Annotated in this window: 16 protein-coding genes; 10 read left to right on the top strand and 6 right to left on the bottom strand. The window is 69.9% G+C overall.

Features of this window, described 5'->3' with window-relative positions:
- The first annotated feature begins 352 nt into the window (after positions 1 to 352).
- The 4 genes from A8M77_RS34095 (at position 353) to A8M77_RS34075 (ending at position 2024) form a co-directional block, all read left to right on the top strand.
- On the top strand, positions 353 to 574 hold the full coding sequence (locus A8M77_RS34095; protein WP_086925903.1) for a hypothetical protein: 222 nt from the start codon (positions 353 to 355) through the stop codon (positions 572 to 574).
- Positions 575 to 622: 48 nt separating this feature from the next.
- Positions 623 to 1129, top strand: a complete 507-nt coding sequence (locus tag A8M77_RS36665; protein WP_202820695.1) for an addiction module protein — start codon at positions 623 to 625, stop codon at positions 1127 to 1129.
- Positions 1126 to 1419 (top strand): type II toxin-antitoxin system RelE/ParE family toxin, encoded by a 294-nt coding sequence (locus tag A8M77_RS34080; protein WP_086925902.1) that lies wholly within the window; start codon positions 1126 to 1128, stop codon positions 1417 to 1419. The genes A8M77_RS36665 and A8M77_RS34080 overlap by 4 nt, the downstream gene beginning before the upstream one ends.
- Positions 1420 to 1640: 221 nt before the next feature.
- Positions 1641 to 2024 carry a DUF3597 domain-containing protein gene (locus A8M77_RS34075; protein ID WP_086925901.1) on the top strand — a complete coding sequence of 128 codons (384 nt, stop codon included), beginning with the start codon at positions 1641 to 1643 and terminating at the stop codon, positions 2022 to 2024.
- Between the two features lie 34 nt (positions 2025 to 2058).
- Here A8M77_RS34075 and A8M77_RS34070 read toward each other — a convergent pair whose 3' ends face one another.
- On the bottom strand, positions 2059 to 5103 hold the full coding sequence (locus A8M77_RS34070; RefSeq protein ID WP_086925900.1) for an FAD-binding and (Fe-S)-binding domain-containing protein: 3045 nt from the start codon (positions 5101 to 5103) through the stop codon (positions 2059 to 2061).
- Positions 5103 to 5801 carry a GntR family transcriptional regulator gene (locus A8M77_RS34065; protein WP_086925899.1) on the bottom strand — a complete coding sequence of 233 codons (699 nt, stop codon included), beginning with the start codon at positions 5799 to 5801 and terminating at the stop codon, positions 5103 to 5105. Before A8M77_RS34065 ends, A8M77_RS34070 begins: the two co-directional genes overlap by 1 nt.
- 126 nt (positions 5802 to 5927) lie before the next feature.
- Here A8M77_RS34065 and A8M77_RS34060 point away from each other — a divergent pair, with 126 nt between their 5' ends.
- Both A8M77_RS34060 and A8M77_RS34055 read left to right on the top strand, forming a co-directional pair.
- Complete coding sequence (locus tag A8M77_RS34060; RefSeq protein WP_086925898.1) at positions 5928 to 7166, top strand: pyridoxal-phosphate-dependent aminotransferase family protein; 1239 nt, start codon at positions 5928 to 5930, stop codon at positions 7164 to 7166.
- A 65-nt stretch (positions 7167 to 7231) separates the two neighbouring features.
- Positions 7232 to 8209, top strand: a complete 978-nt coding sequence (locus tag A8M77_RS34055) for a Bug family tripartite tricarboxylate transporter substrate binding protein (protein WP_086925897.1) — start codon at positions 7232 to 7234, stop codon at positions 8207 to 8209.
- Positions 8210 to 8228: 19 nt separating this feature from the next.
- Here A8M77_RS34055 and A8M77_RS34050 read toward each other — a convergent pair whose 3' ends face one another.
- Positions 8229 to 8423 (bottom strand): hypothetical protein, encoded by a 195-nt coding sequence (locus tag A8M77_RS34050; RefSeq protein WP_086925896.1) that lies wholly within the window; start codon positions 8421 to 8423, stop codon positions 8229 to 8231.
- Positions 8424 to 8521: 98 nt separating this feature from the next.
- Complete coding sequence (gene acuI, locus A8M77_RS34045) at positions 8522 to 9511, bottom strand: acrylyl-CoA reductase (NADPH) (protein WP_086925895.1); 990 nt, start codon at positions 9509 to 9511, stop codon at positions 8522 to 8524.
- A 264-nt stretch (positions 9512 to 9775) separates the two neighbouring features.
- On the opposite strand from acuI, the gene A8M77_RS34040 reads away from it, so the two are divergent.
- A complete protein-coding gene (locus A8M77_RS34040) occupies positions 9776 to 14989 on the top strand; it encodes a non-ribosomal peptide synthetase (RefSeq protein ID WP_158101054.1) in 5214 nt (1737 codons plus the stop codon).
- Here A8M77_RS34040 and A8M77_RS34035 read toward each other — a convergent pair.
- Both A8M77_RS34035 and A8M77_RS34030 read right to left on the bottom strand, forming a co-directional pair.
- Positions 14934 to 15581, bottom strand: a complete 648-nt coding sequence (locus A8M77_RS34035; RefSeq protein ID WP_086925904.1) for a DNA-3-methyladenine glycosylase — start codon at positions 15579 to 15581, stop codon at positions 14934 to 14936. The genes A8M77_RS34040 and A8M77_RS34035 overlap by 56 nt on opposite strands.
- 59 nt (positions 15582 to 15640) lie before the next feature.
- Positions 15641 to 16297 carry a TetR/AcrR family transcriptional regulator gene (locus A8M77_RS34030; protein WP_086925893.1) on the bottom strand — a complete coding sequence of 219 codons (657 nt, stop codon included), beginning with the start codon at positions 16295 to 16297 and terminating at the stop codon, positions 15641 to 15643.
- Between the two features lie 102 nt (positions 16298 to 16399).
- Here A8M77_RS34030 and A8M77_RS34025 point away from each other — a divergent pair, with 102 nt between their 5' ends.
- The 3 genes from A8M77_RS34025 to A8M77_RS37575 form a co-directional block, all read left to right on the top strand.
- On the top strand, positions 16400 to 16807 hold the full coding sequence (locus tag A8M77_RS34025; protein WP_086925892.1) for a VOC family protein: 408 nt from the start codon (positions 16400 to 16402) through the stop codon (positions 16805 to 16807).
- Positions 16808 to 16854: 47 nt separating this feature from the next.
- Complete coding sequence (locus A8M77_RS34020) at positions 16855 to 17298, top strand: VOC family protein (RefSeq protein WP_086925891.1); 444 nt, start codon at positions 16855 to 16857, stop codon at positions 17296 to 17298.
- Positions 17229 to 17403, top strand: a 175-nt coding sequence (locus A8M77_RS37575) for a calcium-binding protein (protein WP_443273533.1), incomplete at its 3' end; no start/stop codon positions are given. The genes A8M77_RS34020 and A8M77_RS37575, both read left to right, overlap by 70 nt.

The raw sequence follows: 17403 nt of genomic DNA, 5'->3' as shown, positions 1-17403 counted from the left end.
TCTGCTCTTCTTCATGTCCGTTCTTCCTCTGACAACGGACTCTACTAACCTTCAACTGGTACGCCCTATGGGGAGCAGGTCAGTTCTCATCTCGCTTCTTTGTCGACCGAGTACAAGGGCTACTGGCTCAGTACCAACGCAGACAAGGCGCAAGCTCGAGAGGTCATCAAGCTGGCGTGTCAGGCGGCGGCTGTCCCTTACGCGACCGTTCGACAACTGCCTGGGTTCAACAGTGGCACCTAGGCCCTCCATCGAGCGAGCGGCTTCCGGTGAGCTTCGTCCCCCTTCACCCGCCGCTCATGTCCAACTTTCGGCGCCAGTTAGCCTCGCCCCCGCCCAGTACCATCAGCGCATGCAAGTCGTATCAGGCGCCATCGTCGAGGGTAAGGTAGTGACCAAGGGTCTCTCGTTGCCAGAGGGAACGGCTTTCACGATTCTCGCTCGCGGTGACGAGGCGGCTGTGAAGCTGTCGCCTGAAGAGGAGGCTGAACTCCAGGCCGCGCTGGATGATGCCGACCGTGAAGCAGGTGTTCCGGCCGAAGAGTTCTTTGCCCGGCTCCGGCGCTTTGGCTGAGCGTCAGGATCGCTGACGACGGCGCGCGGTTCGATTGGAGCTTGAGCAATGAGCACTTCCAGAGCCAAGGCAAAGCTTTTTCCGTTCGATGCGGCTCGCTATCTCACGGATAACAAAGCCATGGCTGAGTACATGACGGCAGTCCTCGAATCCGAAGACACAGATCTTCTTCTTTTGGCGCTGAGCGACATGGCTCGCGCCAAGGGCCTGCAACATTCCATCGAAAGGCCCCGTCCCGGCACGCCGGGCCTGGGCATCGCCGAAAGCCACGCCGCTCCGGACAGTACAGGTGTTGTGGCAAGCTACCGCCCTCAGCCTCAGGAGAATGCCATGTCCGTACCCGTCGAAGTTCTTGCACAACAGGTACTGCAACTGCCCGCATCGGACCGGGCGCGCCTCTTGGACCAAGTGATCAGTAGCCTGGATGCCGATCGCGAGAGAGACGCTCGCTGGAACGAACTGGCTGCGAGGCGGGATGCGGAGGCTGACACGGATCCTTCCGTGCTGGTGTCGGGCCCCGATGCCGTTGCGCGCATTCGTGCCAGCCTCGAATGACCTACAGCCTCCATAGAGGCGCGGAACTTGACCTGCTGGAGGCAGCAAAGTTCTATCGCCAAGAGGGCGGCGCAAAACTCGCGAACCGCTTCCTGAACGAGTTCGAGCGCGTGGCCAAGCTGCTGGTCGAGTTTCCAGGCATCGGCACTCCTGCGGAGGGTCGTCGACGCGTTCATCCACTACACGACTTCCCCTACTCCTTGATCTACCGAGAGAACGGCGGCCACATCCGAATCTTGGTCGTGCGTGGGCACTTTCGCGACCCCGGGCACGGAGAGTCGCGGCGTTAGGCCAAGCTGCTGGCTTTGGGCGTCCGGTTCTGAACGCGTCCCGCGTGGCACCCCATTCACAGAAGCCTCGTCGCGGGCCACTCCGGACTTCAAGGCGGCGGTCATCGCCGAATCTCTACAACCCAGCGCCCAAGTGGTAGAACCCTGTTGCGCTGCGTTTCGCAGCCAGCGGCTCTCCGCGAGAACCGTCCCACCACCTCACCCGCCCTCAAGGACACCCCATGAGCTTCTTCGGCAAGATTTTTTCCAAGATTTTCCCGTCGGCCAACGCCGCCGAGGTGGTCGCCGCACCGCCGGCACCCGCGCCTGCGGGTGCGCCCGCCGTGCCGGCCCCGCCGCCCTCGATCCCGCTGGGCGAGGTGGCACCCATTCTCGACGCGATGCCCGGCGCGGCCAGCCTGAACTGGCGCACCTCCATCGTCGATCTCCTCAAGTTGCTGGGCCTGGAAAGTGGCCTGGCCGCGCGCAAGGAGCTGGCCAACGAACTGATCTACACGGGCAACGACGAGCCCGGCTCGGCTGCCTGGAACATCTGGCTGCACAAGCAGGTCATGAGCCGCATCGCAGCCAACGGCGGAACGCTGCCTCCCGAACTTCGCGACTGAGCTGAACTCGACCCGCAACGGCGGGTTGAGCACTTCAGGCGATCAGCGAAGCCAGCAGCCGCGCGACGTGCACCGCCTCGCGCTGCGCGCCGTCGGCGATCTGGTGGCGGCAGCTGGTGCCGTCGGCCAGCACGATCGCTTCGGGGTTGGCGCGCACGGCCGGCAGCAGCGCGGCCTCGGCCATCTGCATCGAGACCGCATGGTGCGCCGCCTCGTAACCGAAGCTGCCGGCCATGCCGCAGCAGGAGCTCTCGATGAGTTCGGGCTTCGCATCGGGGATCAGCTTGAGCACTTCGAGGATGGGGCTCACCGCGCCGAAGGCCTTCTGGTGGCAGTGGCCGTGCACCAGCAGCGGCTTGGTGACGGGCTTGAAGTCCAGCTTGAAGCGGCCCTCGCGCGCCTCGCGCGCAATGAACTCCTCGAACAGCAGCGCCTGCTGCGCCACCGTCTCGGCCTTGGGGCCCAGGCCCATCACCAGCGCCTCGTCGCGCAGGGTCAGCAGGCAGGAAGGCTCCAGGCCGACGATGGGCACGCCGGCCTCGGCCATGGGCAGCAGCGCGTCGATGAGGGCACCGGCGCGGACCTTGGCCTCGTCCACCATGCCGCAGGCCAGGTAGGTGCGGCCGCAGCAGTGGTGGCCGCTGTACTTGTCGATGGTGTGCAGCAGGTAGCCCGCCGCCTTGAGCACCCGCACGGCGGCCCAGACGTTCTCGCTCTCGAAGCCGCCGTTGAAGGTATCGACGAAGAGCACCGCGGACTTGCGCCCGCTGAGGGCGGCGGCGATCACCATGTCGCGGCTGGTGAAGAGGCCGGGGTCGGGCTCGTTCCAGAAGGTGTCGCTGCGGAAGGCCGGCAGCGAGCGCTCGGCCGACAGGCCCAGGAGCCGCTCGCCCAGCCAGGCCACGCCGCCCAGGCGGTTGCGCAGGTTGAAGAGCCAGGGCGCACGACTGGCGGCATGCAGGTAGTCCGGCAGGCGCGCGACCAGCCGGTCGCGCAGCGTGTGGCCGTGCTTCTTCTTGTAATGGGCGAGGAACTCGATCTTCATGCGCGCCATGTCTACGCCGGTGGGGCAGTCGCGCTTGCAGCCCTTGCAGCCGACGCACAGGTCCATGGTGTCGCGCATGGCGTCGCCGGTGAAGGCATCGGGCCCGAGCTGGCCCGAGAGCGCCAGGCGCAGCGTGTTGGCGCGGCCGCGCGTGAGATGCTGCTCGTCGCGCGTCACGCGGTAGCTCGGGCACATGGTGCCGGCGTCGAACTTGCGGCAGTGGCCATTGTTGTTGCACATCTCGACGGCCTTGGCGAAGCCGCCGGTCAGGTCGCCGCCGCTGCCGGGCGGAGAAGTCTCTCCGGTCACCGGGTCGGCCTGCACGTTCCAGGCGGACCAGTCGAGCACGGGCATGAGGGGAATGCGCCGGTAGGGCCGCGGCGCGGAGGCGGGCGCGAAGCGGAACAGGGCGCCGTCGTCCATCTTCGGCGGGTCGATGATCTTGCCGGGGTTGAACAGGCCGATCGGGTCCAGCAGGTTCTTGATGGAACGGAAGGCGTCGTTGATTGCGGGGCCGAACTGCCACTCGATCCATTCGCCGCGGCACAGGCCGTCGCCATGCTCGCCACTGAAGGCGCCCTTGTACCTGCGCACCAGCGCGCCGGCCTCCTCGGCGATGGCGCGCATGCGGGCGGCGCCGTCGGTGCGCATGTCGAGGATGGGCCGCACGTGCAGCGTGCCGACGGAGGCATGGGCGTACCAGGTGCCGCGCGTGCCGTGGCGGGCGAACACCTCGGTCAGCGCATCGGTGTACTCGGCCAGGTGCTCGAGCGGCACGGCGCAGTCCTCGATGAAGCTGACCGGCTTGCCGTCGCCCTTGAGGCTCATCATGATGTTGAGGCCGGCCTTGCGCACCTCCCACAGGTTCTTCTGCGCGGCCTCCTCGGGCATGCGGACCACGCTGTCGGGCAGGCCGAGGTCGCCCATCAACTCGACCAGGCGCTGCAACTTCAGCAGCAGGGGGCCGCGCTCGTCGCCCGAGAACTCCACCAGCAGGATGGCGGCGGGCCGGCCGATGAGCGCCTTCTCGACCGTGGGCTTGAAGGCCGGGTTGGCGAGGCTGAGCTCGATCATCGTGCGGTCGACCAGCTCGACCGCGGTGGGGCCCAGCTTCACGATGTGCTGGGCCGCGTCCATGGCCCCATGGAAGCTCGGGAAGTTGACCACGCCCAGTACCTTGGCGCGCGGCAGCTCGGCCAGCTGAAGCGTGAGGCTGCGGGTGTAGGCCAGCGTGCCCTCGGCGCCGATCAGCAGGTGCGCGAGGTTGACGCTGCCGTCGGCGGTGTAGGGCCGCTCGCTCTGGTTGTCGAAGATGTCGAGGTTGTAGCCGGCCACGCGCCGCATCACCTTGGGCCAGCGGGCCTCGATCTCGGGCGCGAGCTGCCGCGCCAATTGCTGCACGTGCTGCGCGATGCCGGCCGCGCGCGCGCCGAGCGTGGCGACCGGACCGAAGTCGACCCGCTCGCCATCCGACAGCCAGGCGCTCGCGCCGAGCACGTTGTGCACCATGTTGCCGTAGGCGATGGAGCGCGAGCCGCAGGAGTTGTTGCCGGCCATGCCGCCGAGCGTGGCCTGCGCGCTGGTGGAGACATCGACCGGGAACCACAGGCCGTGCGGCTTGAGCTGCGCGTTGAGGTGGTCGAGCACCAGGCCCGGCTCGACGGTGACGCGGCGCGCCGCCACGTCGAGATCGAGCACGCGCCGCAGGTGCTTGCTGTTGTCGATGACCAGCGCCGCGCCGGTGGTCTGGCCGCACTGGCTGGTGCCGCCGCCGCGCGGCAGCACCGGCACCTGGAGTTCGCGCGCGATGTCGATGGCGGTGGCGACGTCGCGCTCGGTCTTCGGCACCAGCACGCCCGCCGGCATGATCTGGTAGATGGACGCGTCGGTGGCATAGCGGCCGCGCGAGGGCGCGTCGAACAGCACCTCGCCTTCGGTCTCGGCCGCGAGGCGGCGCGCCAGGGCGGCGCAGACCTCGTCGGGCGGCGGCACCGTGCCGGCCGGCTGCAGGTGGTGGGCGGGCTCGGGGCGCATCAGCGCTTGCCGGCGACCTGGGCGCCGGGGTAGATCTCGCCGGCGCGCAGCAGCGCGAGCACGGTGTCGCGCTTGCGGTGCAGGTGCTCGATCATCAGCGTGCGCATGGCCACGGCGTCGCGCGCCGCCAGCGCCTCGATCATGCGCTCGTGCTCGGCCACGGCGCTCTTCCACTTGGCCTCGTCCTGGTTGGTGCGGAAGCGCAGCGACTGCACGCGGACGTTGATGGCGCGGTAGGTGTTGCTGAGCACCGGGTTCTTGGCCGCCTCGTTGATGGCGGTGTGGATGCGCGCGTTGATGCGGTAGTAGCCGGAGAGGTCGCGGCGCGCGAAGCAGGCCATCATCTCGTAGTGCAGGGCGCGCAGCTCGGCGAGCTCGGCCTCGGTGATGCGCTGCGCCGCCAGCTCGCCCGACATGCCTTCCAGCGTCGCCAGCAGCTCGAAGGTGTTCTGCACGTCGGCCTCGGTGAGCTTGACGGCCACCGCGCCCCGGTTGGGCAGCAGGTCCACCAGGCCCTCGGCCGCCAGCAGCTTGATGGCCTCGCGCAGCGGGGTGCGCGAGACGCGCAACTGCTCGCACAGCTCGCGCTCGTTGAGCTTGGCGCCGGGCGCGATCTGGCCCTCCACCAGCAGGGTGCGCAGCCGCGCCGCCACCTGGTCGTGCAGCGAGAGACGGGCGATTTCGATCACTTCGGCCATGGCTCTTTCTTTCCTGGAACGCATTTTGAATGCAAATTGACCCTGACTCAATGCCTGCATGTTCAGGGTAAACGAGCATGCCAAAATGTATTTTGAATGCAAAACTGAACGAGAAAGGACGACCCCATGCTGCAACTCGACTCTCATCCGACCGGCCGCCACTTCCTGCAGATCCCCGGCCCCAGCCCGGTGCCCGAGCGCATCCTGCGCGCCATCAGCCTGCCCACCATCGACCACCGCGGCCCGGAGTTCGGCGTGCTGGGCCTGAAGGTGCTGGCAGGCATCCGCCAGGTGTTCCAGACGCGCCACCCGGTGGTGATCTACCCGGCTTCGGGCACGGGGGCCTGGGAGGCGGCGCTGTCGAACACGCTGAGCGCGGGCGATGCGGTGCTGATGTACGAGACGGGGCATTTCGCCACCCTGTGGCAGAAGATGGCGCTGCGCCTGGGGCTGGCGCCGGAGTTCATCGGTCTGCCGGGCACGGACGAGACGGGACTGCCGCGCAGCTGGCGTCACGGGGTGCAGGCGGATCTGGTGGAAGCCCGGCTGCGCGAGGACGGCGGGCATCGCATCAAGGCGGTGTGCGTGGTGCACAACGAGACGTCGACGGGGGTGACTTCGGACATCGCGGCGGTGCGCCGGGCGATGGATGCGGCGGGGCATCCGGCGCTGCTGATGGTGGACAGCATCTCGGGGCTGGCGAGCGCGGATTACCGGCATGACGAGTGGGGGGTGGATGTCACCGTCAGCGGCTCGCAGAAGGGGCTGATGCTGCCGCCGGGGATCAGCTTCAACGCGCTGTCGCCCAAGGCCATGGAGGCGAGCAAGACCGCGACGCTGCCCAAGGCCTTCTGGGCCTGGGACGAGATCGTGGAGATGAATGCGAGCGGCTACTGGCCGTATACGCCGAACACGAACCTGCTGTATGGCCTGAGCGAGTCGCTGGACATGCTGCTGGGCGAGGGGCTGGAGCAGGTGTTCGCGCGCCACCAGCGCTGGGCGGCGGGGGTGCGCGCGGCGGTGCAGGCCTGGGGGCTGCCGATCCAGTGCGCGGAGGCGTCGGTGTATTCGCCGGTGCTCACGGGGGTGATCACGCCGCAGGGGGTGGATGCGGACGCGATCCGGCGGCTGATCCACGAGCGTTTCGACCTGTCGCTGGGCACGGGGCTGGGCAAGCTCAAGGGGCGCATGTTCCGCATGGGGCACCTGGGCGACAGCAACGACCTGACGCTGGTGGCGATGCTGGCCGGCGTGGAGATGGGGTTGAAGCTGGCCGGCGTGAAGCTCGCCGCCAGCGGCGTGGCCGCGGCGATGGAGCACTTCTCGCGCCATGCGGCGCCCATGGCATTGAAGAAGGCGGCCTGAACGCGCGCACCCCGCGCTTCGTTTCTTTTTCTGGCTTCCATACGAACGAACAAGGAGACCGATCCATGCAACGACGTTCCCTGATCCAGGCCGCGGGCGCCGCAGCGGCCACGCTCGGCGTGCCGCGCGTGTTCGCACAGGAATGGCCCAACGGGCCGGTGCGCATCGTGGTGGGCTTTCCGCCGGGCGGCGGCACCGATGCGCTGGCGCGGGTGGTGGCGCAGAAGCTCTCGGTGATGTGGAACCAGTCGGTGATCGTGGAGAACAAGGCCGGCGTGGCCGGCGTGCTGGCCGCGGAGTACGTGGCACAGCAGCCCAGCGACGGCTCGACGCTGCTCATGGCGCACATCAACAGCCATGCGCTCGCGCCCAGCCTGCAGCCCAAGCTGCGCTACAGCGTGGAGCGCGACTTCGTGCCGGTGGTGCTGGTGGGCGTGACGCCCAACCTGCTGATCGCCGGCCCGGCGCAGAAGGCGCTGACGGTGAAGGACATCGTCGCCCGCTGCGCCGCGGAGCCGGGGCAGGTGAGCTTCGGCTCGGCCGGTGCCGGTTCGGCCCAGCACCTGGCGCTGGAGATGTTCAAGCTGCAGGCCAGGGTCGATGCGCTGCACGTGCCCTACAAGGGCAGCGGCCCGCTGCTGGCGGACCTGATGGGCAACCAGATCCAGTACAGCTTCGAGACCATGACCGCCGCCACGCCGCACGTGAAGAGCGGCAAGGTCGCGGCGGTGGCGCAGACGCGGCTCAAGCGCGCCAAGGGCCACCCCTCGGTGCCGACCATGCAGGAGCAGGGCTTCGAAGGCTTCGAGGCCACCACCTGGTACGGCCTGGCCGGACCGGGCAAGCTGCCCTCGGCCATCGCCGACAGGATCAACCAGGACGTCAACACCGTGCTGGCAATGCCCGACGTGCAGGAGCGGCTGGACACCTACGGCGCCGAGGACGGCGGCGGCTCGCGCGAGAAGTTCAGGCAGTTCATCGCGAGCGAGATCCAGAAGTGGGCGCGGGTGGTGCGGGATGCGAAGGTGAAGGTGGACGCGTAGCGGCACCCGGCAGGCAGCCTCAGGACGACGCCGCGTCGTTCCAGGTGGCCGGGTCGGCGGCCCGGGGCTCGTTCCAGAGGCAGGGGCCGCACATGGTGGCCAGGTAGACCTGGCGGCCGTCCTTCATGCCCGCCACGACGGGCGTGCCGCCGCACACCTCGCATTGATGGGCATAGTCGGGCTCGTAGCGATCGATGGAAGTGATGGGGTCCATGGCGCCGATGATCGCAAACAGATATGACGCCGTCGCTGCGCCTGATGGCGTAGGGCGGGTCGGCGTGGGGTCATTCGCGCGGCGACGCGCGCCTGGCCTCAGTGCCGGGCCAGGTCCACCACCACCCGGCCGCGCACCTGCCCGGCCAGCAGGCGCGGCGCCAGCGCGATGACGTCGCCCAGGCCGATGGTCTCGGTGTTGGCCTCCAGCACCTCGGCCGGCAGCTCGGCCGCGAGCCGCTGCCAGGCCGCCAGCCGGCGCGCCATCGGCGCCTGGACGCTGTCGATGCCCGCCAGCGTGACGCCGCGCAGGATGAAGGGCGCGACGCTGGCCGGCAGGTCCAGGCCCTGCGCCAGACCGCAGGCGGCCACGGTGCCGCCGTACTTCAGGCTGGCGCACACGTTGGCCAGCGTGTGGCTGCCCACGCTGTCCACCGCGCCGGCCCAGCGCTCCTTCTGCAAGGGCTTGCCGGGCGCGCCGAGCGTGGCGCGGTCGATGATCTCGGTGGCGCCCAGCTGCTTCAGGTGTTCGGCCTCCTGCAGGCGCCCCGTCGAGGCATGCACCTCGAAGCCCAGCCGCGACAGCAGCGCGATGGCGATGCTGCCCACGCCGCCGTTCGCGCCGGTGACCAGCACCGGGCCGGACGCCGGCGTGAGCCCGTGCGCCTGCAGCGCCATCACGCACAGCATCGCGGTGTAGCCGGCGGTGCCGATGGCCATGGTCTTGCGCGCATCGAGGCCGGCCGGGATCGGCACCAGCCAGTCGGCCTTGACGCGCGCCTGCCGCGCCAGGCCGCCCCAGTGCGTCTCGCCGACGCCGAAGCCGTTGAGCAGCACCGCGTCACCGGGCTTGAAGCGCGCATCGCTGCTCTCGGCCACGGTGCCGGCGAAATCGATGCCGGGCACCATCGGGAACTTGCGCACCACCGGGGATTGGCCGGTGACCGCCAGCGCATCCTTGTAGTTGACGGTGGAGCACGCGACATCGACCCGCACCTCGCCCTCGGGCAGGCGGGATTCGTCGAGCGCGGTGAGGGCGGCCTGGGTGGTGCCGTCCTCGGCCTGGGTCAGCAGCAGGGCATCGAACATGCGGCGGTTCCTTCCTTGTCAATCGGCGCGAGCATCGCACAGCTGCGCCATCGTGACGGTGCTGCGGGCGGCCCTGGCATGTCGGACAACGCCGATAGCCAAGCGGGGAACATAGCCGGCTCGCTGCAGCGCAACATAATGACAGAACGCTTTGGATTTGGGTCGCCGGTGTCAGGGCGCAACATCCATCTTCCAGGGCTTACCTTCATGCTGAATCCGCCGACGCTGCAGAACCTCCCCCGCAACCCTCTCAGACTCCCGCAGATGCATCTGGCGTCCGTCTTCGAAGCGCAATGCAAGGCCCGGCCGGCGCAGATGGCCTTTGCCTTCCTCGGGGACGACCTCTCTGCGGCGCAGCAATGCAGCTACGCCGAGCTGCGCGAGGACGCTCACCGCATCGCCGCCTGGCTGTCGGGCGAGACCCGCGCCGGCGACCGGGTGCTGCTGGCCTTCGGCCCGGGCCTCGATTTCGTACGGGCGTTCTGGGCCTGCCTGCTCAGCGGCCGGGTGGCGGTGCCCGTGCCTTCGCCCGATCCGGCGCGCCTGCAGCACGCCGCGCCGCGGCTGCGCAGCGTGATCGCCGATTCGCGGGCCGCGCTGGTGCTGACCAGTGCCGGACTGCTGGAGGCGGCGGCCGCGGTGCTGGACCCCGCCGCCTTCGCGACGACGCGCTGGGCCGCGCTGCCGGATGCGGCGCAGCGCGCGGGCACGGCGGCGGACTTCACGCCGCCGCCCATCGAGCCCCAGACGCTGGCCTACCTGCAGTACACCTCCGGCTCCACCTCGGCGCCGCGCGGCGTGCGCCTGACGCATGCGAACGTGCTGGCCAACGTGCGTGCGCTGATCGCCGCCGGCCATGGGAGCGCGGACTCCCGCGCACTCAGCTGGCTGCCGCATTTCCATGACTACGGCCTGGCCTTCGGCGTGCTGGCGCCGGTGGTGGCAGGGGCCCGCAGCTACCTGATGTCGCCGCTGGCCTTCCTGCGCCGGCCGCTGCGCTGGCTGGAGGCGGTGGAGAAGCACCGCATCACGCACACGGGCGCGCCCGAATCGGCCTTCGCGGCCTGCCTGGCTGCACTCGGTGGAAAGCCCCTGGCCGCGCGCCTGGACAGCCTGGTCGCCCTCAGCTGCGGGGCCGAGCCGATCAAGGCGGAAACGGCGGAGCGCGTGCTGGCGGTGTTCGGCGCCGCGGGCATGGGCCCGCGGGTTTTCGCGCCGTCCTACGGCCTGGCCGAGGCGGTCCTCGGCGTGAGCTCGGCCTCGCCGGACCAGCCGCCGCGCATCGTGTCGGCCGACGCTGCGGCGCTGCTGGCGGGCCGCTTCCAACCCTCGCCGGACGGCTCGCCCACGGCGCGCCGCCTGGTCGGTTGCGGAGGGGCGATGCGGGACACCGAGATCCGCATCGCCGAGCCGAGGGATGAAGGCCGCCTCTGCGCCGACGGCCACGTCGGCGAGATCTGGGTGCGCTCCCCGGGCGTGGGCGGCGGCTACTGGATGCAACCCGAGGCCAGCGATGCGACCTTCGGCGCTCACCTGGCCGATGGCAGCGGCCCGTGGCTGCGCACCGGCGACCTGGGCTTCATGGACCGCGGCGAGCTGTTCGTCACCGGGCGGCTGAAGGATCTGATCATCGTCCACGGGGAGAACCACTATCCGCAGGATCTCGAGTGGAGCGCCGAACGCGCACATCCCGCGCTGCGGCTGGGCCATGGCGCCGCCTTCGCGGTCGACACGCCGGCAGGCGAAGGCGTGGTGCTGGCGCTCGAGCTCGACCGCCGCGCCGATGCCGACCCGGAGGCGGTGTTCCGCGCCGTGCGCCGCGCCATCGCCCTGGAGCATGGCCTGCCGGTGCATGCGGTGGCGCTGCTGCGCGCCGGCACGCTCCCGCGCACCTCCAGCGGCAAGGTGCAGCGCCAGCGCTGCCGCGAGGCCTTCCTGGCCGATGAGCTCCAGCTGGCCGCGCCCCTCGACGCAGGCACCGAGCCGCCGTCCGAGGAAAGCACGGAGGACAACGACCGCCGCGAGCGCCTGGGCCATGTGCTGCCGCGCGACGTGCGCGAGCAGGCGGTGTGGGACATCTGGTGCGAGGTGCTGGGCACGCGCGCCTTCGGCGTGCACGAGAGCTTCTTCGAGCTGGGCGGCAACTCGCTGCGCATGACCCAGGTGGTGTCGCGCGTCGCGGCACGTTTCGGCGTGACCCTGCCCCTGGCCGAGATGTTCGAGCATGCGAGCGTGGCCGCAATGGCGGCCCAGGTGGCCCGCCAGCTGCAAGGCGGCGCCGCCGCCCAGGCCGCGGGGGCCGACACCGCGACGGTGCCGATCGTTGCGCGCGGCGTGCCGCTGCCGGCCTCGCTGTCGCAGCGGCGCATGTGGGTGATCCAGCATTTCGAACCCGCATCGACCGCCTACAACGTGCCGGTGGCGATCCGTCTGCGCGGTGCACTGGACGCGGCCCTGTGCCAGCAGGCGCTGGACGCGATGGTGCGCCGGCATGAAGGCCTGCGCACCCGCTTCGTGATGGGCGAGCACGAGCCGATGCAGTGGATCGAACCCGCGCTCGACCTGCAGCTGGAGCGCATCGACCTCGGCCATCTGCCGGAGCGGGAGCGCAACGCCCAGGCGCGCGCCCTGCTGGCGCAGCGTGCGGCGCAGCCATTCGACCTGTCGCAGACACCGCTGCACCGACCGCTGCTCATCCGCCTGGCCGAGCGCGAGCACGTGCTGTTCTGGATGCTGCACCACGCGATCACCGACAACTGGTCGAGCGCGCTGCTGATGCGCGAGACCCTGGCGGCCTACGGCGCGCTGGCCGCCGGACGCGAACCGCTCGCCACCCCGCCGGCCATCGGCTACGCCGACTACGCCGCATGGCAGCGCAGTCCCGCCGCGGTGGAGGCGCGCCGGCCGCACGTGGCGTACTGGCTGGAGCGCCTGCGCGGGCTGCCGGACCTCGACCTGCCCACCGACTTTCCTCGGCCCGCCAAGCCCAGCCACGAGGGCGGCCGCGTCTCGGCGGCGCTGCCCCCGCGCCTGCGCGAGGCGATGCGCGGCTTCGGCAGCCGCGAGGCGGCCACGCCCTTCGTCGTCTACCTGTCGGCCTTCGTGCTGATGCTGTCTCGCTACGCGAAGAGCGAAGACATCGCGATCGGCACGCCGATCGCCAACCGGCACCGCGTGGCGGCCGAGCCGCTGGTGGGCACGCTGGTCAACACGCTGGTGATGCGCACCGACCTTTCCGGCGACCCCAGCTTCACGCAGCTGGTGCACCGCGTGCGGCGCAATGCGCTGGAGGCGTATGCGCACCAGGACGCACCCTTCGACGAGCTGATCGACGCCATGGGCCATGACCGCACGCTGCGTCCGGAAGGCCCGGTGCGGGTGCTCTTCAACGTGCTGAACGCGCCGGTGGGCGAGCCGGAGCTGTACGGGCTGGAAGTGGACGAATTCGACTTCGAACGCGTCGCCGCGCAGTTCGACCTGTCGATGCACATCGACACCGAGTTCTCGCAGCGCGTGCACCTCGAGTACGCCAGCGACCTCTACAGCGAGGCGAGCGCGCAGCGCATGCTGGAGAGCTACCTGTCGCTGCTGGAGCGGCTGCTGGACGCGCCCGAGCTGCCGCTCTCCGGGCACGAGATGCTCTCGCCGACACAGCTCAACCTGCTGCGCCATGCCTGGAACGGCGCGCAGGTGCCGCTGCCCGCGCGGCAGTTGGTGCACGACTACGTGGACCTGGCGGATCCCGCAGTGCACGACCGTGCCGCCGTGATCGATGCGAATGGGCGCACGCTGAGCTTCGGCGAGGTGGAGGCGCAATCGAACCGGCTGGCGCATGCGCTGCGCCATCGCGACATCGCACGCGGGCAGCGCGTGGGCCTGTGCATCGCGCGCGGCCCCGCCATGCTGATCGCGCAGCTCGGCGTCATGAAGGCCGGCGCGGCCTACGTGCCGCTGGATCCGGACTACCCGGCAGACCGGCTGCGCTTCATGGCGACCGATGCCCATCTGACCGCCGTGCTCATGCAGCCGGAAACGCGGGAGATCCTGGAAGGCCTGCCGATCCCGATGCTGGAGATCGACGACAAGCGCCTGGTGGAAGGCCAGCCCTCGCATGCGCTGGTGCCCGACGCCGAGCTCGATGCCACGCCGCTGGACGAGGCCTACCTGATCTACACCTCCGGCTCCACCGGCCAGCCCAAGGGCGTGCGCGTGCCGCACCGCGCGGTCGTCAACTTCCTCGATGGCTTCAAGAAGGCGCCCGGGCTGTCCTCCGACGATTGCCTGGTGGCGATCACCAGCCCGTCCTTCGATCCCTCTGTGCTGGACCTGATGCTGCCGCTGGCCGTGCGCGCCCGCGTGGTCATCGCTTCGCAGCAGCAGGTGCACGACCCGGTCGCGCTGCGCGCGCTGGTGGAAGGCTGCGACGCCACGCTGCTGCAGGCCACGCCCTCCGCCTGGCGCGCGCTGATCGAGGCCGGCTGGAAGGGCACGCCGCGCTTCCGCGGCCTGATCGGCGGCGAGGCGCTGCCGCCGGTGCTGGCCGAGCAGCTGATGGAACGCACGGCCGAGCTCTGGAACATCTATGGGCCTACCGAGACCACGGTCTGGGCCACGGCCTGGAAGGTGGAGGCGCCGCGCCAGGCGATCACCGTCGGGCGGCCGATCGACAACGTCAGCGTCTGGGTGCTGGACCCGCAGGGCCGGCTCTGCCCGATCGGCGTGCCGGGCGAGCTCTACATCGGCGGCGCCGGCGTCACGCTGGGCTACTACCAGCGCGACGCACTGACGGTGGAGCGCTTCGTGCCCGATCCCTTCGGCGAAGAGGAAGGCCAGGAGGGCGCCCGGCTCTACCGCACCGGCGACCTGGGCCGCTGGCGCCACGACGGGCTGCTGGAGCTCACCGGCCGGGCCGACCACCAGGTCAAGCTGCGGGGCTTCCGCATCGAGATGGGCGAGATCGAGTCCGCGCTGCTCGACCACCCCGAGCTGGCCCATTGCGTGGCGGTGACGCGCGCCGAACGCGAGGACGACGTGCGGCTGGTGGCCTACTTCGTCGCGCGCGGACCGGTGCCGCCGGCGCCGCCCGCGCTGCGCGACCACCTGCGCGCGCGGCTGCCGCATTACATGGTGCCGCAGCACTTCGTCTCGCTGGATGCGATGCCGATGCTGCCCAACGGCAAGGTGGACCGCAGCAAGCTGCCGGCGCCGGTGATGGACGTGATCCTGGCCGACGGCCGTAGCTACGTGGCGCCGGCCACGCACGGCGAGCAGGTGATCGCCGGCATCTGGGCCGAGCTGCTGGGCGTGGAGCAGATCGGCCGCACCGACAACTTCTTCGACCTGGGCGGCCACTCGCTGCTGGCCATGCGCGCGGTGAGCGCGATCGAGGCCCTGCTGGGCTGGAAGATCGCGCCGCGCCGGCTCATCTACGAGAGCCTGCAGCAGATCGCGCGCGAGGAAAATCTGCAGGCCCGGTGACCTGACGCGCCGCGGGCCGGAAGGGCTTGCTCAGGAAGGGCGAGCCCTTCTCGCCGAAGCGCCAGGGCACGTCGGCCGCCTTCGAGATGCCGATGCGCGGGCCGGCCTCCACCACCACGGCGGGATGATCGTCGGGCGCAGCGAGCAGGGCGAAGGGCCGCCGGTCCAGCCGCTTGCCGTTGAAGCCCGCGTCGATGCCCAGCGCCTGTCCCAACCGGCCCGGGCCGGCGCACAGCAGGCGGATGTCGTCCACGCCGCGCCGCGCGCGCATGCGCTCGAGGCCGGCCGTGGGCGCGAGCGCGCGGATCAGCACACCGGCGCCGTGTCCCTCCTCGCGACAGACGAAGTTCAGGCACCAGTGGATGCCGTACGAGCGGTAGACGTAGATGTGCCCGGGCGGGCCGAACATCACGGCGTTGCGCCGGGTGAGGCCGCCGAAGGTGTGCGAGGCCGGGTCCTCGCGGTCGTAGGCCTCGGTCTCGACGATGCGGCCGCCCACGCCGTCGACCAGCAGCACCAGGCCGATCAGGCGCGGGGCCACTTCGTGCGAAGGCGCGAAGAAATCGATGTCGGCGGGCGTGCGCCTGCTCATGGGAGTACCTTCGGCTTCGGCTTCGGCTTCGGTGTTCGCCTTGGGAGCCGCCCGGCGGCTCACAGCCCTTTCTCCACCATGGCCAGCAGCTGCCGGCTGAGCGCATCGATCTGCTCGCGCGGCGCGCCGCGCAGCGGGCCGTCGATGATCAGGAGCGCCAGGCCATGCACCGCCGACCAGGCCAGGTACTCGGCGCCGGGCCGGCGCGCGGGCGGCAGGACGCCCGCGGCCACCATCTGGTCGAGCGCGGCGCCCAGCAGCTCGAAAGGATTGAGGCCGCTGGCGCCGCCCTTGGCCTCGCCGGTCGTGTCCACCACGTCGACGGGCGCGCCGAAGGCGGTGCGGAACAGGCCCGTCTGTTCCAGGGCGAAGCGCAGGTAGCCGGCGCCGATGGCCCGTACGGCAGCGCGGGCTCGCTCGGCCGGTTCGCCCTCCGGCGGCACGGCGGCGAGCTCGGTTTCCATCGCCGTCGCCGCCGCCGCCAGCGCCGCGGCGCGCACCCCCAGCAGCAGCGCCTGCCGGCTGGCGAAATGGCGGTAGGCCGCATTGGGCACCACGCCAGCGCGCCGCGTCGCCTCGCGCAGCACCACCGCCTCCGGGCCACCCTGGCGGGCCAGTTCCACACCCGCCTCCAGCAGGGCCCGCCGCAGATCGCCATGGCGGTAGGTGCTGCGCGCGGGCGGCGCCGAACCCGCAACACCTGTTTTCTCTTTCATGTGGACACCGTCCATTTTTTCCGTTATCGTCTTGTGGACGTTGTACACAACGCCATCCATTCCATCAACCCCGGCACTGTGTTTTTTCAAGGAATCCGATCCATGGCCACCAAGATTTTCGTGAACCTCCCGGTCCGGAACGTCGAGAAGTCCAAGGCGTTCTACCTGTCCCTCGGCTATCGCAACGACGCGCGCTTCACTGACGAGAAGGCCGCCTGCATGGTGATCAGCGACGAGATCCACGTGATGCTGCTGCACGTGGACTACTTCAAGACCTTCACGCCCAAGGCCATCGCCGATGCGTCGGAGAGCACCGAGGTGCTGCTGTGCCTGTCCTGCGAAAGCCGGGCCGAGGTGGACGCTCAGGTCGCCAAGGCGGTGGCCGGCGGCGGCAGCACGCCCAACAAGGCGCAGGACCACGGCTTCATGTACCAGCACGGCTTCCAGGACCTGGACGGCCACATGTGGGAGCTGGCGTACATGGACATGAGCGCCTTCCCGCAGGCCTGAGGCCCGCACTACCAGTCACCACTGACCCAACGCACAAGGAGATTGCCATGCATGTCCAGTCCTACCTGTTCTTTGAAGGCCGCTGCGAGGAAGCGCTCGAGTTCTACCGCGCCAAGCTGGGCGCGGAAGTGACGATGCTGATGCGCTTCAAGGACGGCCCCAAGATGGAGCCGGGCGCAGAGATGTGCGGCGGCGCCGAGATGTCCGGCCCGCCGCCCGAGAACAACGTCATGCACGCGGAGTTCAAGATCGGCGACAGCACGCTGATGGCCTCCGACGGGCTGGCCAGGGAGCCGGCGACCTTCCGCGGCTTCTCGCTCTCGCTGAGCGTGGCGGACGAGGCCGACGCGAAGCGCAAGTTCGAAGCGCTGGCCGAGGGCGGCCAGGTCCAGATGCCGCTCGCGCCGACCTTCTATTCGCCCTGCTTCGGCATGGTGCAGGACCGCTTCGGCGTGGGCTGGATGGTGATCGTGCCGATGCCCGACGCCTGAGGACGCGCAGCGGCGCTCAGCCGCTAAGCCACTACTTCTACGAGGACGGCACTTCGGGCTATGCGATGGAAAACATCCGCTTTGCCGATGGCACGGTCTGGACCC

This window comes from Variovorax sp. JS1663 (genome assembly GCF_002157355.1).
Lineage (GTDB): Bacteria > Pseudomonadota > Gammaproteobacteria > Burkholderiales > Burkholderiaceae_C > Variovorax.
This window is presented reverse-complemented; position numbering and strand designations above follow the sequence as displayed.

Coding starts and splice junctions, on each gene's coding strand:
- A8M77_RS34035 (WP_086925904.1), bottom strand. CDS start 15,581: ATGAGCAGGCGCACGCCCGCCGACATCGATTTCTTCGCGCCTTCGCAC.
- A8M77_RS34020 (WP_086925891.1), top strand. CDS start 16,855: ATGCATGTCCAGTCCTACCTGTTCTTTGAAGGCCGCTGCGAGGAAGCG.
- A8M77_RS34030 (WP_086925893.1), bottom strand. CDS start 16,297: ATGAAAGAGAAAACAGGTGTTGCGGGTTCGGCGCCGCCCGCGCGCAGC.
- A8M77_RS34095 (WP_086925903.1), top strand. CDS start 353: ATGCAAGTCGTATCAGGCGCCATCGTCGAGGGTAAGGTAGTGACCAAG.
- A8M77_RS34055 (WP_086925897.1), top strand. CDS start 7,232: ATGCAACGACGTTCCCTGATCCAGGCCGCGGGCGCCGCAGCGGCCACG.
- A8M77_RS34025 (WP_086925892.1), top strand. CDS start 16,400: ATGGCCACCAAGATTTTCGTGAACCTCCCGGTCCGGAACGTCGAGAAG.
- A8M77_RS34060 (WP_086925898.1), top strand. CDS start 5,928: ATGCTGCAACTCGACTCTCATCCGACCGGCCGCCACTTCCTGCAGATC.
- A8M77_RS34040 (WP_158101054.1), top strand. CDS start 9,776: ATGCATCTGGCGTCCGTCTTCGAAGCGCAATGCAAGGCCCGGCCGGCG.
- A8M77_RS34050 (WP_086925896.1), bottom strand. CDS start 8,423: ATGGACCCCATCACTTCCATCGATCGCTACGAGCCCGACTATGCCCAT.
- acuI (WP_086925895.1), bottom strand. CDS start 9,511: ATGTTCGATGCCCTGCTGCTGACCCAGGCCGAGGACGGCACCACCCAG.
- A8M77_RS34075 (WP_086925901.1), top strand. CDS start 1,641: ATGAGCTTCTTCGGCAAGATTTTTTCCAAGATTTTCCCGTCGGCCAAC.
- A8M77_RS34070 (WP_086925900.1), bottom strand. CDS start 5,103: ATGCGCCCCGAGCCCGCCCACCACCTGCAGCCGGCCGGCACGGTGCCG.
- A8M77_RS34065 (WP_086925899.1), bottom strand. CDS start 5,801: ATGGCCGAAGTGATCGAAATCGCCCGTCTCTCGCTGCACGACCAGGTG.
- A8M77_RS36665 (WP_202820695.1), top strand. CDS start 623: ATGAGCACTTCCAGAGCCAAGGCAAAGCTTTTTCCGTTCGATGCGGCT.
- A8M77_RS34080 (WP_086925902.1), top strand. CDS start 1,126: ATGACCTACAGCCTCCATAGAGGCGCGGAACTTGACCTGCTGGAGGCA.